This window comes from Actinomadura kijaniata, from assembly GCF_014138665.1.
Lineage (GTDB): Bacteria > Actinomycetota > Actinomycetes > Streptosporangiales > Streptosporangiaceae > Spirillospora > Spirillospora kijaniata.
Genome location: NZ_JACJIA010000002.1, coordinates 590,094 through 602,646, shown reverse-complemented (window position 1 = coordinate 602,646; position 12,553 = coordinate 590,094). Strand labels below are relative to the sequence as shown.

The 12,553-nt window shown below is 70.6% G+C and carries 11 protein-coding genes and 2 tRNA genes; 5 read left to right on the top strand and 8 right to left on the bottom strand.

The features are described from left to right. Positions 1–22 precede the first annotated feature (22 nt). From HNR61_RS10120 to HNR61_RS10110, 3 genes are read left to right on the top strand one after another with little or no spacing between them, the layout of a single operon-like run. Entirely contained in the window at positions 23–664 is a 642-nt protein-coding gene (locus HNR61_RS10120; protein ID WP_182843202.1) for a class E sortase, read from the top strand. An 8-nt stretch (positions 665–672) separates the two neighbouring features. Then, the gene (locus HNR61_RS10115; protein ID WP_182842848.1) at positions 673–852 is read left to right on the top strand and encodes a hypothetical protein; all 180 of its coding nucleotides are present in this window, start codon (positions 673–675) and stop codon (positions 850–852) included. 34 nt (positions 853–886) lie between these two features. Then, positions 887–1,465, top strand: a complete 579-nt coding sequence (locus HNR61_RS10110) for an anthranilate synthase component II (protein WP_182842847.1) — start codon at positions 887–889, stop codon at positions 1,463–1,465. Positions 1,466–1,669: 204 nt separating this feature from the next. Here the strand turns inward: HNR61_RS10110 and pknB are convergent, their stop codons facing one another. The 7 genes from pknB to HNR61_RS10075 are packed head-to-tail and all read right to left on the bottom strand — an operon-like array spanning position 1,670 to position 10,856. Beyond that, a complete protein-coding gene (pknB, locus tag HNR61_RS10105; RefSeq protein WP_182842846.1) occupies positions 1,670–3,487 on the bottom strand; it encodes a Stk1 family PASTA domain-containing Ser/Thr kinase in 1,818 nt (605 codons plus the stop codon). 22 nt (positions 3,488–3,509) lie between these two features. Continuing rightward, positions 3,510–4,886, bottom strand: a complete 1,377-nt coding sequence (locus HNR61_RS10100; protein ID WP_182842845.1) for a serine/threonine-protein kinase — start codon at positions 4,884–4,886, stop codon at positions 3,510–3,512. After that, on the bottom strand, positions 4,883–6,370 hold the full coding sequence (locus tag HNR61_RS10095; protein ID WP_182842844.1) for a penicillin-binding transpeptidase domain-containing protein: 1,488 nt from the start codon (positions 6,368–6,370) through the stop codon (positions 4,883–4,885). The genes HNR61_RS10100 and HNR61_RS10095 overlap by 4 nt, the downstream gene beginning before the upstream one ends. A 10-nt stretch (positions 6,371–6,380) precedes the next feature. After that, the gene (locus tag HNR61_RS10090) at positions 6,381–8,018 is read right to left on the bottom strand and encodes an FtsW/RodA/SpoVE family cell cycle protein (protein ID WP_182842843.1); all 1,638 of its coding nucleotides are present in this window, start codon (positions 8,016–8,018) and stop codon (positions 6,381–6,383) included. Next, positions 8,015–9,604 (bottom strand): Stp1/IreP family PP2C-type Ser/Thr phosphatase, encoded by a 1,590-nt coding sequence (locus HNR61_RS10085; protein WP_182842842.1) that lies wholly within the window; start codon positions 9,602–9,604, stop codon positions 8,015–8,017. Before HNR61_RS10085 ends, HNR61_RS10090 begins: the two co-directional genes overlap by 4 nt. After that, entirely contained in the window at positions 9,601–10,092 is a 492-nt protein-coding gene (locus HNR61_RS10080; protein ID WP_182842841.1) for an FHA domain-containing protein FhaB/FipA, read from the bottom strand. The genes HNR61_RS10085 and HNR61_RS10080 overlap by 4 nt, the downstream gene beginning before the upstream one ends. An 11-nt stretch (positions 10,093–10,103) precedes the next feature. After that, positions 10,104–10,856 (bottom strand): FHA domain-containing protein, encoded by a 753-nt coding sequence (locus tag HNR61_RS10075; RefSeq protein ID WP_067832699.1) that lies wholly within the window; start codon positions 10,854–10,856, stop codon positions 10,104–10,106. Between the two features lie 127 nt (positions 10,857–10,983). On the opposite strand from HNR61_RS10075, the gene HNR61_RS10070 reads away from it, so the two are divergent. Beyond that, positions 10,984–11,066, top strand: a tRNA-Leu gene (locus HNR61_RS10070). A gap of 554 nt (positions 11,067–11,620) precedes the next feature. After that, a tRNA-Leu gene (locus tag HNR61_RS10065) sits at positions 11,621–11,703 on the top strand. An 87-nt stretch (positions 11,704–11,790) separates the two neighbouring features. Here HNR61_RS10065 and HNR61_RS10060 read toward each other — a convergent pair. Continuing rightward, on the bottom strand, positions 11,791–12,417 hold the full coding sequence (locus HNR61_RS10060) for a hypothetical protein (RefSeq protein ID WP_182842840.1): 627 nt from the start codon (positions 12,415–12,417) through the stop codon (positions 11,791–11,793). Positions 12,418–12,553 lie beyond the last annotated feature (136 nt).

The window sequence follows — 12,553 nt, the reverse complement described above, 5'->3', positions numbered from 1 at the left end:
TGAGGGGGTACGCGCGGTGCGGATGCTCATCCGCGGGCTGGGCGAGCTGTGCATCACCGCGGGCCTGGTCCTGCTGCTGTTCGTGACCTACGAGCTCTGGGGGACCGGCCGCTACACCCAGGAGCAGCAGCAGAGGCTCGACCAGGAGCTGATGCGGTCCTGGCAGGCCCCCCGCCCGCGGGACGTCACCACCGAGAGGGTGCGGATCGGCAGCGGGCTCGCGATGATCCGCATCCCGAAGTTCGGGCCGAAGTACCGGTTCGTGGTCATCGAGGGCGTGGAGCTGTCGGACCTGCGCAAGGGCCCCGGCCACTACCCCGGCAGCGCGCTGCCCGGCGAGGTCGGCAACTTCGTGGTCTCCGGCCACCGCACCACCTACTCGGCCCCGTTCAACCGCGTCGGCGAGCTCGGCGAGGGCGACCAGATCCTCATCGACACCCGCGACACGCAGTACGTGTACGAGGTCACCGGCCGGAAGATCGTCCAGCCGACGGCGGTGGAGGTCACCGCCCCCGTCCCCCTGCACCCCGGCCGCAAGCCCACCCAGCGGCTGATCACGCTCACCACCTGCCACCCCAAGTACTCCGCCGCCCAGCGCCTCATCGTCTTCGGCGAGCTGGTCGACGAGAAGCCCCGCGTCGCCCCCGCCGCGGCGGGAAAGTAGGAGGCCCCGTGTACGCCTGGATCTGGCGCAACCTGCCCGGCAGCCGCCCCGTCAGGGCCGCGCTCGCGCTCGTCCTGGTCCTCGCCGTCGGCATCGTGCTGTGGTATCTGGTCTTCCCCTGGCTGGAGCCGAAGGTCCAGTTCGACCACGGCGTGGTGGACGGCACGACCCCGGCCCCGAAGGGCTGACCGCGGGCCCCGTTCCCTCGGCGACAATGGGAACGTGCGTGTTCTGGTGGTGGACAACCACGACAGCTTCGTCTTCAACATCGTCCAGTACCTGCGGGAGCTGGGCGTGGACTGCGCGGTCGCCGACCGCTCGGACGTGACGCTCGCCGACGCGGGGGACGTGGACGGCGTCCTGGTCAGCCCCGGGCCGGGGCACCCCGCCGACGCCGGGATCTCCCTGGACCTGGTCCGGCACGCGGCCGAACGGGACCTGCCGCTGCTCGGCGTCTGCCTGGGCCACCAGGCCATCGCCCACGTGTTCGGCGCGACCGTCGGCCACGCCCCCGACGTCGTGCACGGCTACACGAGCCTGATCCACCACGACGGGCGCGGCGTGTTCGCGGGCCTGCCCGACGGGTTCCCGGCGACCCGCTACCACTCCCTGGCCGTCGACCCCGCGACCGTTCCGGACGTCCTGGCGGTCACCGCCCGCACCGAGGACGGCGTGATCATGGGGCTGCGGCACCGGGAACGGCGCATCGAGGGCGTCCAGTTCCATCCCGAGTCCGTGCTGTCCGTCGGCGGCCACGACCTGCTCCGGAACTGGCTCACGACCTGCGGTTCCACCGTCTGACCCCGGTTTCTCGGAAAAATTCGGGAGAAGTCCGTAACGCCCGATCCCCGCGTTCCGAAGACCAGACGAGGGCTTCCGCCATTGCCCCCGAGTGGCGGAAGCCCTCCTTCACGTCCCGGGCCCCTGACGGCCCCGGAAACGCCGGAGGGCCCGGCCCCGTTCGCCGAACGGGGCCGGGCCCTTCGCACGCTCGCAGCGGGACGGTCAGCCGTCCTGGCCGTCCGGCGGGGTGTTCTGGTTCGGGGGCGGGGAGTTGGGGTCGGTCGGCGGGGTCGTCTGCTTGGGCACCACGAAGATCGTCACGACCTCGCCGCGCGCCAGCGTCGCGTCCGCGCCCGGCTGCTGGTCGTACACCTGGCCCGGCGGGAGCTGCTTGTCCGGCGGCGGGGGAGCCAGCGTCGGCTTGCACCTCAGCCCCAGCGAGGCCAGGGTGTTGCAGGCGGCGCGCTGGCTGCTGTTGAACAGGTTGGGGACCTTCACCTGGTTGGAGCCCACCGACACGTACACGGTGACCACCGTGTTCTTGGGCTCCTTGTTGCCGCCCATCGGGTCGGTCCGGATGACCTTGCCCTTCTCGACGGACTCGTCGGTGATCCGCTTGACGCTCACCCGGAAGCCCTTGTCCGACAGATCGTCCTGGGCCTCGGCGAGGGTCTTGCCGACCACGTCGGGGACCTCGACCTGCTCCGGCGGCTTCGGGCCCTTGGAGATCGTCAGGTTCACCTTGCTGCCCTTGTCGACCGGGGTGCCCGGCGAGGGGTCGGAGGCCATCACGGTGTTCCTGCGGAACTCCGTGCTGTAGTCCTCCTTGGTGTCGCCCAGCACCAGGCCCGCCTTCTGGATCTCGGCGGTGGCCTGCTGGAGCGACATCTTGACCAGCGAGGCCGGGACCGGGACCTTCGGCTGCTCCTCGCCGCCCCCGCCGGCCAGCTTCAGGCCCAGGAAGCCCGCGCCGCCGATGAACAGCACCGCCAGCGCCACCCACAGGGCGACCTTCTTGCCGGCGCCCTCGCGGTCGGCACGGCTCTCGTCGTAGTGGACGGGAGGCAGGTCGTAGCCGGTCTGCCCGCCGACCGGGCGCTGCATCTGCGTCGGATGCATCCCCGGCACCTGGCCCATCACCTGGGTGCCCTGCGGCTGCGACCCCATCAGCATCGTCGAGGCGGCCGTGGAGTGGACCTGCTGGCCCTGGACCACCCGCTGGATGTCCTGCCGGAAATCGTTGGCCGTCTGGTACCGGTGGTCCGCGTCCTTCGCCATCGCCTTCAGCACGATCGCGTCGGCCCACTGCGGGATGTCCGGGTCCACCTGCGACGGCGGAACGGGCTCCTCCCGGACGTGCTGGTAGGCGATCGCCACCGGCGAGTCGCCGGTGAACGGCGGCTGCCCCGTCAGCAGCTCGTACAGGACGCAGCCGGTGGAGTAGATGTCGCTGCGGGTGTCGACGCGTTCGCCGCGGGCCTGCTCGGGCGACAGGTACTGGGCGGTGCCGATCACCTGGGCGGTCTGCGTCATCGTGGACGCGGCGTCGTGCATGGCCCGCGCGATGCCGAAGTCCATGACCTTGACCTCGTGCGCACGGGTCAGCATCACGTTGGCGGGCTTGATGTCGCGGTGCACGATGCCGCCGCGGTGGCTGTAGTCCAGGGCCCGCAGGATCCCGTCGGTGATCTCCAGGGCCTTCTCCGGCAGCAGCGCGCGGTTCTCCCGCAGCAGGTCGCGCAGCGTGCTGCCGTCCACGTACTCCATCACGATGTACGGGATCTGGGTGTCGCCGATGGTGTCCTCGCCGGTGTCGTACACGGCGATGACCGAGGGGTGGTTCAGCGACGCGGCCGACTGGGCCTCGCGGCGGAACCGGGCCTGGAAGATCGGGTCGCGGGCCAGGTCGCTGCGGAGCGTCTTGATCGCGACCACTCGATCGAGGCGCAGGTCACGGGCACGGTAGACCTCGGCCATGCCACCGCGCCCGATGACGGTTTCGAGCTCGTAGCGGCCGCCGAGCAGCCGAGGTTGACTCATGTGTGCACTTTCCCTTGTACCTCTACACCTTGTCCTCCGAACCTAGCTCCCCGCTCGGGGTCGGCGAGGGAACCGGGCTCGGAGTTGACGGAGTCGTGGTGCTCCCCGTCGGGGTGGGTTTCGGCGGTTGCGGGGCGCTGGGCCTGACCCCGGTCGGTTCGCTGGACGGCTTCGCTGGGGGGGACTCGCCGGGACCGGCGGTCGTGGACGGACGTGTCGTTCCGGAGGAACGGGAGATCACCGCGGGTGGCGCCGGGGACGTGCCGCGCCCGCCGGTCAGACCGGGGCGCACGGTGCTCCCGCCGCCCACGCCCGACTCCACGGCCGGGACGTGGTCCCGTTCGTCACGGGTGAGCTCGGCCGAGCTCCCGCGCCACCACAACGAGACGGCTGACACGGTACCGGCCAGCAGCAGCCCGGCGACGATCGAGGTGGCCAACAGCGCCGTGCGTCGTTGCCCGGCCCTCCGCCGTTCCCCGCTCGCGTCTCCGTAGCCGAGGGTATCCGGAGCCACCGCGCCGTCAAATCCCGGCAAAGCCCGCGGTGTGCCGCCCGTCACCCCCGCCGCCCGCGCGCCGGACAGCTCCGCGGCCCGGCGGGCGACCTCCTCGGCGCTCGCGGGCCGCTCCCCCGGCGTCTTGGCCAGCAGTTCCGCCACCAGGTCCCGCACCGGTCCGGCCACCCGGCCGGGCAGCGGGGGCGGAACCTCGCGCACGTGCTTGAGCGCCACCGCCACCGCGCTGTCGGCGTCGAACGGCGGCCGCCCCGCCAGGCACTCGTAGGCCACCACGCCCAGCGAGTACAGGTCCGACGCCGGGGTCACCGGCCGTCCCGACGCCTGCTCCGGCGACAGGTACTGCGCGGTCCCGACGACCATCCCGGTCCGGGTGACCGAGGCGCCGCGCAGGTCCCGCGCGATCCCGAAGTCAGTGATCTTGATGGTGCCGTCGGCGGCGACCATCAGGTTGGCGGGCTTGACGTCGCGGTGCACGATCCCGGCGGCGTGCGCGGCGGCCAGCGCCCGCGCCGTGCGCGCCACGATCGCCAGCGCCCGGTCCACCGGCAGCGCGCCCTCGCGGGCCAGCACCGCCGCCAGCGGCTCGCCCGGCACCAGCTCCATCACCAGGTAGGCCCGGCCGTCCTGCTCGCCGAAGTCGTAGACCTGCGCGATCCCGGGGTGCTGCAACCCGGCCGCGAACCGCGCCTCGGCCCGGAACCGGCCGAGCGCCTCGCGCGCGACGGTGTCACGGTCGTCGTCCGACCGGTCGGCGCGCAGCAGCTTCACCGCCACGTCCCGGGCCAGCACCTCGTCGCGGGCACGCCAGACCTCGCCCATCCCACCGGCCGCCAGCCGTTCCAGCAGGCGGTAACGGGCGTTCAGGACGAGGTCCGCACTCACTTCCTCAGCACCGCGCTCATGACCCGGCCCGCGATCGGGCCGGCGTTCGTGGCGGCCGAACCGGGGCCCTCGGTGACCACGGCGAACGCGTACCGCGGGTTCTGCATCGGGGAGAACCCGACGAACCAGCGGGCGTTGAAGCGGCCCGTCTCGTCCTGCTCGGCGGTGCCGGTCTTACCGGCGATGTTCTGGCCCTGCAGGTTCTTGGCGGTGCCGGTGGTGACCACCGCGCGCATCATCTCGGCGAGCTGGTCGGCGGTGCCCGACTTGATCGGCTGCGCGTACTCCTCCGCGTTGGCCTGGTACAGCACGCTCTGGTCCTTGGCGCGGACCCGCTCCACCAGATACGGCTTCATGATCTTGCCGTTGTTGGCGACGGCCGCGGCGACCATCGCCATCTGGAGCGGCGTGGCCCGCACGTTCTCCTGGCCGATACCGGACCGCGCGGTGCCGTCCTGTCCGGTCGTCTCCATCTTCTTGGTGGTCATGTTGTAGAACTGCACCGGCACGTCGCTCTTGGCGGCCGGCACCCGCGGCTCGACGAACACGTCCTTGCCGAACCCGAACTTGGCCGAGCCCTCGGCGAGCTTCGGCATGCCCATGTCCAGCGCCAGCCGCCCGAAGGTGGTGTTGCAGGACTCGGCGAACGCCTCGATCAGCGGCGCCTGGCCCGCGCAGGCGCCGGTGTCGTGGGAGTTGGGCAGGTTGCGGTTCGACTCGGGGAGCCGCAGCGGACCGGTCTCCACGAGGCTCCGGGTGTTCAGGCCCTTGGTCTCCATCTCCAGCGCCGCGACGACGGTCTTGTACGCCGAGCCCGGCGGGAACGTCTGGCTCATCGCGTTGTCGATCAGCGGCTTGACGACGCCCTTGGCGTTGTCGAGCTCGGTGAACCGCTTGATGCCCGCCGTGCCCTTCTGCGGGGCGATCTCGTTCGGGTCGAACGACGGGTAGGACGCCATCACCACGACCGCGCCGGTCTTGACGTCCATCACCACGACGCCGCCGCGCCGGCCCGGCGAGACCGACCCCTGGAGCGCCTGGTAGGCCGCCTTCTGCGCGGCCGTGTTCAGCGCCAGCTCGACGTTCGCGCCCAGCGGCTTCTTGCCGATGAACATGTCGAACCAGCGCTGCTGCGTGATGCGCTTGTCGGTGCCCGACAGCAGCCCGTTGTAGCCACGCTCGACCTTGCTGGCGTTGCCGTTGAAGAATCCGGTGACCGGCGAGAAGATCGCGCCGTCCTGGTAGGTGCGGCCGAACTTGGGATTGCTCTTGCCGGTCGCGATCGACTTGGCCAGCACCTGGCCGCCCGCGATGATGTCACCGCGCGGCGAGTTGAACACCCCCGCGTACTGCCGGGGGTTCTTGGAATGGGTGCGCAGCGACTCGGCCTGGGTGCCCTGGACGTAGTTGACCTGGGCCATCAGTCCGAACATCAGCAGCCCGCCGAAGATCGCGACGCGCCTGACCGGCTTGTCCATGTTCATCGGGCGGAGATCACCTCATGCTCACGATCTGGGTCATGCCCTCGTCCTGGATGGCCTGGGGCGCGGGCTTGCGGGCGTCGTGGCTCATCCGCACCAGGATCGCGATGAGGATCCAGTTGGCCATCAGGGACGAGCCGCCCTGCGACAGGAACGGTGTGGTCAGACCCGTCAGCGGGATGAGCTTGGTGACCCCGCCGACGATCACGAAGACCTGGAGGGCCAGCACGAACGACACCCCTCCCGCGAACATCTTCAGATACGGGTCGCGGGCCTCGACGGCGGTCTTCATGCCCCGCTGCACGATCAGCAGGTACATCAGCAGGATCACCATCAGGCCGGTCAGCCCGAGCTCCTCGCCGAGCGAGTCGAAGATGAAGTCGCTGAACGACAGCGGCGTCTTCCACGGCTCGCCCTTGCCGAGGCCGGTGCCGAGGACCCCGCCCTGGCCGAGCGCGAACATGCCGTGCATGAGCTGCGCCGAGTCGGCGTACTTGCCCTTCAGCTCGTTGGTGCAGGCGTACCAGCCGGGGGCGATCAGCCGGGTGTTCTGGGCCTTGGCCTTCTCCCCGGCCGCCTCGTACTGCTGGGCCCGCTGCTCCAGGAAGTCGTCGGTCCGCTTGAAGATGTCGGTCTCGGGGTTGACCGGGACGACCTTGCCGGCGACCGTGCAGCCGCCGTCGAAGTACTGCTCGGGGTGCTGCCAGATGTCGATGCGCTGGTTCACGTGGCCCATGAACGGCAGCAGCGTCGCGATGAACACGCCCACCGCCAGCAGCCCGACACCGATCACCACCCACGAGGTGCGCTGCGTGGCGATGTACAGCATCGACACGAACAGCCCGAAGAACAGCAGCGCGGTGCCCAGGTCCTTCTGGAGGAACAGCACGCCCAGGCACAGGACCCAGATCACGATGATCGGTCCCAGGTCGCGGGCGCGCGGCAGGTTGATCGGGCCGACCTTCTTGCCGACCAGCGACAGCGCCTGCCGCTTGTTGACCAGGTAGCCGGCGAAGAACGCGACCAGCATCAGCTTGGCGAACTCGCCCGGCTGCACCGAGAACCCGGCGACGTTGATCCAGACCTTGGCGCCGTTGATCTCCTGGCCGATGCCCGGGACGATCGGCAGCAGCAGCAGGATGATCGCGCCGAGGCCGATGAGGTAGGTGTAGCGCTGCGCGGTCTTGGGACTGAACGACAGCGGCGCGTCCGAGCGGTTGGTGTCCCGCATGATCAGGACGGCGGCGACGAACAGCGCGACGCCGACGAACGTCCACATCAGCTGGCTCGGCGCGTCGGCGGCGTCCTTGACCGCCTTGCCGGTCATCAGCGCCGTCTGCTTGTCCCGGGACAGGTCCAGGTCGAGCCGGTAGATCATCGCCAGGCCGAGGCCGTTCAGCGCCACCGCCAGCGGCAGCAGCACCGGGTCGGCGTACGGCGCGAACTTCGCCTGCACGAAGTAGGCGGCGACCGCCAGGACCGCCAGGCCGCCACCGTACAGCGGCAGGCCGATCGGCAGGTGGCCGTCACGCGCCAGGCCGACCTCGGCGAACGCCGACAGCGTCAGCACCATCGCGAAGACCAGCAGCGCGAGGGACGCGCCGCCGCGGCGCTGGAAGGGGGCCTTGATCTGGTTGCCGAGTGAGCTCATCGGGGACGACCTCCTCCCTCACGCGGCTGTGGGCAGCCCTGGGTCGAGGGGTTGTCGCGGCACTGGTCCCGGTGCGCCTTCAGCTTCGCCAGCTCCTGTTCGGCGGTCTGCCTGCCGACGAGCGCGAGCTTGCCGTCGCGGATCGCCTTCTGGTCGTTCTCCGGCAGCTCGCCCAGGGTGAGCTGGCCGTCCATGACCTTCTCGGGCTTGCACTGGTTCTGGCCGCGGCCCTTGATGACGACGACCTTGTCGCCCTCAGCAGTGATCGCGTGCCGGCAGACCACGTTCATCAGGTCCTGGACCGCCTGGGGGCCCTTGACCTCGTACTTCGCCTTCACCGCGGCCTGCTGGACCGGTGGCAGGTCCGCCACCGGGATCGACGGGTTCGGCTGCTGCTTCGCGTCGGCCTTACGGGACAGGCTGATCACGGGGATCTCCTGCGTGGTGCCCCGGTACAGCACGACCTTCCCGTTCTCCTCGCCGACGTAGTAGCCGCTACGGATGTTCTCCAGCGCCACGAAGCCCACCGCGCCGAGGCCCACGACGGTCACGCCGAGCGCGCCCGCCAGCCACGCCCACCGGCGTGCCCCGCCGCTCCGCGCGGTGCGGCGGCGACGGCCGGGGGCCGTGTCGGGGACGGTGACGCCGGGCGCGGCCATCGGCTCGTGCAGCGGCGCGGGCGCGGGGGGTGGCATCTCGTCCACCGCGACCGGCGGCTGCGGCATCGTGTCGCGCAGCTGCGCCGCCCGTCCGGCCGGGGTGTCGGAGGCGCCGGGTCCGCCCGGGCCGCCGGTGAGGTCGGGGGGCGTGGTGTTGGCCGCCGCGCCGACCGCGTGGCCCGCCTGCGCCTGCGGGGCCTGCCCGCCGAGGTCGACGACGTCGGCGACCACGCAGGTGATGTTGTCGGGGCCGCCGCCCCGGTTCGCCAGGTCGATGAGCTGCCGTACCGCGTTCTCCGGGTCGGCCACCTCGGTGAGCACCTGGAAGATCGTCTCGGCGGTGACCACGCCCGACAGCCCGTCGGAGCACAGCAGGTAGCGGTCGCCGACCCGGGCCTCGCGCAGCGAGAGGTCCGGGTCGACCTCGCCGCGCCCGTCCAGCGCGCGCAGCAGCAGGCTGCGCTGCGGGTGCGACGCCGCCTCGTCCGGGCTGATCCGCCCCTCGTCCACCAGCGACTGCACCAGCGTGTGGTCGTGGGTGATCTGGAACAGGCTGCCGTCGCGCAGCAGGTACGCCCGGGAGTCCCCGATGTGCACCAGCGCGACCTGGTTGCCCGCCCACAGCATCGCCGTCAGCGTGGTCCCCATGCCCTGCAGGGCCGGATCGGACTCGACGATGCGGTGCAGGTTCTCGTTGGCGGCCTTGACCGTCTTCTCCAGCGCCGCCAGCAGCTCGGTGGCGGGCAGGTTCTTGTCCAGCTTGCGCAGCGCGTCGATCGCCGCGGCACTGGCGATCTCCCCGCCGACGTGGCCGCCCATCCCGTCGGCGACGGCGAGCAGGTAGGAGCCCGCGTAGGCCGAGTCCTCGTTGCCCTCGCGCAGCATTCCCACGTCGGAGCGGGCGGCGTAGCGGATTCCCAGGGTCATTTGCGCAGCTCGATCACGGTCTTGCCGATACGGACCGGCACGCCCGGGGGGATCGGCATGGGCCGGGTCACCTTCGTGCGACCCAGATAGGTGCCGTTGGTGGAGCCCAGATCTTCCACGATCCACTGACCGTCCTGCGCGTAAATGCGGGCGTGCCTGCTCGAAGCGTAGTCGTCGGTCACGACGAGCGTGGCGTCATTGGCGCGGCCGATGGTGACGGGGGCGCTGGTCAGGTCGATGACGGTGCCCGCCCGTTCCCCCTGGACCACCACCAGTTTCGTCGGAGCGTTGTTCGCGCGCGGGGCCCGCGGCGGCTTGGGCGGCCGGGACGCCTTGGCAGGACGCGGCTGGGACGCGCGCTCGGCGGCCCGCGCCGCGGCCTTCGACCCGAACAGGTCGGCCCGGATCACGCCGACGGTCGCGATGACGAAGAGCCAGAGCACCGCGAGGAACGCCAGCTTGATCAGCGTGAGGGTGAATTCGGACATCGGAGTCGGGGTTACTCCCTATCGCGGCGGAAGACCAGGGTTGTCCGCCCCATCGTGACGCGGGAACCGTCGACGAGCGTCACCCGCCGGATCTGTTGCCCGTTCACGAAGGAGCCGTTGGTCGACCCTAGATCCACGAGAACGATTTCGGGACCTTCTACGCGAATCTCGGCATGGTGCCGGGAGACGCCGGGGTCGACAAGACGCAGGTCACAGTCGGTGCCGCGGCCCAGCAGCGTCACCGGAGTGTTGATCTCATAGGTGCGTTGGGTGGCGTCGGCGCCCTCGAGGGCCGTGGTCACCAGCAGCCGGGGATGGCCCCCGAACGCGCCGCGACCGCCCGGCGGGACGTCGCTCGCCGGACGGCGGATCTCCCCGCCCTCGACGGTCGAACCCCGGATCACCCCCGAACGGATCCGGAACATGCCCGTCGCCAGGTCGCCGGCGTTCTCGAACCGCACCCGCACCGGACCGACGAAGGAGTACCCCTGTTCCTTCGCGTACTCGCGCGCCAGATTCGCCAGCTCCTGGCTCAGGCTGTCGGCGTACACCTGGAGCCGCTGCCCGTCCTGCTGCGAGATCTCGACGACGAAGTCGTTCGGTACCAACGTGCGGCCCTGGGCCACGATGGCGGCTCGGTCGTCCATCTCGCGCTGCACAGCACTGGCCACCTCGACCGGCTGGAGCTCCGACTTGAAGGCCCTGGCGAAGGCTCCTTCGACCATGCCCTCAAGCCGTCGCTCGAAGCGCTGAATGACGCCCACGGGCACCTCCCTTCCCCACTGGTAGACGATCGTATCGGTGCGAAGGTTCGCTTGAAGTATCCGAGTTCCTATCCACCCCTTCACCCGTGCTAATCTCGTCGAGCACCCGGAAACGGGAGCCGCACCCGGGCGGGTGGCGGAACGGCAGACGCGCACGGTTCAGGTCCGTGTGTCCGAAAGGACGTGAGGGTTCAAATCCCTCCTCGCCCACTCGATCCACAGAGCCACTATGCCCACGGAAAGCGTGGGCCATGGTGGCTCTCGTCGTATCTGCCTGGGGGGCGACCCCCAGACCCCCGATGTGGGGGCTCCGCCCCCACGCCCCCCTGGTGGTCGCTGTGGGGTGGGGAAAGTTGCGGTCTCTCCGTCCCCACGTCCCCCTGGTGGTCGCTGTGGGGTGGGGAAGGTTGCGGTCGCTGTCACCTTCTCTTGGTGAACTTCTTGTTGGAACGTCCGCTCGGTCGGGTTTTGGTCCGGGTTCCTTCGCCTTGTCGAGTGGCTTCTTGTGGCCTTGGCCCGGGGGCGTGGGGCAAGGGGGCACTGACTCCCGGAGAAAGATCTGGGGCTCGGAGTGCGATTTCCAGAGTGTTCTGGGACACATTTCATGCCTTGAGTGACGTTCCGGGACATGTTTCGGTGCCCGGCGGCGGGCCTGGGACATGTCTCTACTGTCCCCCGGCCGGGGTGGGCCTGGCTAGCGGTGGGACGAAGCTGTGCCGGGGTGCGTGTAAGCTCGTGGCCGCTGGAAGTCGGCGACGACACCCGGGCGGGTGGCGGAACGGCAGACGCGCACGGTTCAGGTCCGTGTGTCCGAAAGGACGTGAGGGTTCAAATCCCTCCTCGCCCACAGACGAGAGGCCCCTCCGCGAACGCGGAGGGGCCTTCTTCGTTGCTCTGCGCTTTCGTGCCGCCCGGGTCGAGGCGGTCGGTCGGACTAGGCCGTCGCGGGGGTCCTGTGGCGTGCGGGGGAGGACGGGTTCGGCTCGCGGGTGGCCAGGGCGAGGGCGAGCCAGATCAGGGCCGCGCCCGCCGGGAGCAGGTCCAGGTCGAGGGTGATCGTGACGAAGCCGAGGAGGACCAGGACGGGGCTCAGGGCGGCCACCGCCCTGCGTCCCGGCGTGACGGCCGCGAACTGGACGAGCAGCGCCAGCAGCCCGAGCATGAAGAACACCGGGCCGATCTCGTAGACCGCCTGGGGGAGCACGGCGGGGACGTCCGCGTACCGGTCGGCGAGCGCCCTCTTCTCGGCGGGGTTCGCGGCTTGCAGGCCGACGACGATGTCGACGATCGCGACGCGGACGAACGTCACCAGGCCGAAGGCGGCGACGGCGGCCGTGACGCCCGCCGCGACCCGGTGTGCGGTGCCGGCGGACGCGGCCCGGACGCGGTCGTGCAGGCCCGCGATCACCCCGCCGTACAGCAGGAGGGAACCGAGGAAGATCAGGTGTCCCACCGTCCAGGCGGGGCCCGGGCCGTGCTGCCCGTCCCGGCCGTCGATCAGCCGGACGACACCGTAGGCGAGCATGAGGGCGGGGGCGAGGTGGAAGGCGATCCTGGTCATGAGGGGTTCTCCCGGAGTTCGAGACCTGCGTTCTCTCGTTCTCGATCCTCTGGGAGGGCGGTGTGCGGGCGGATCGCCGTCGCGAGGGGTCTTCGGGCATCGGTGGCGCGGGGGAGGACCGGGGCGCGACTCCCCC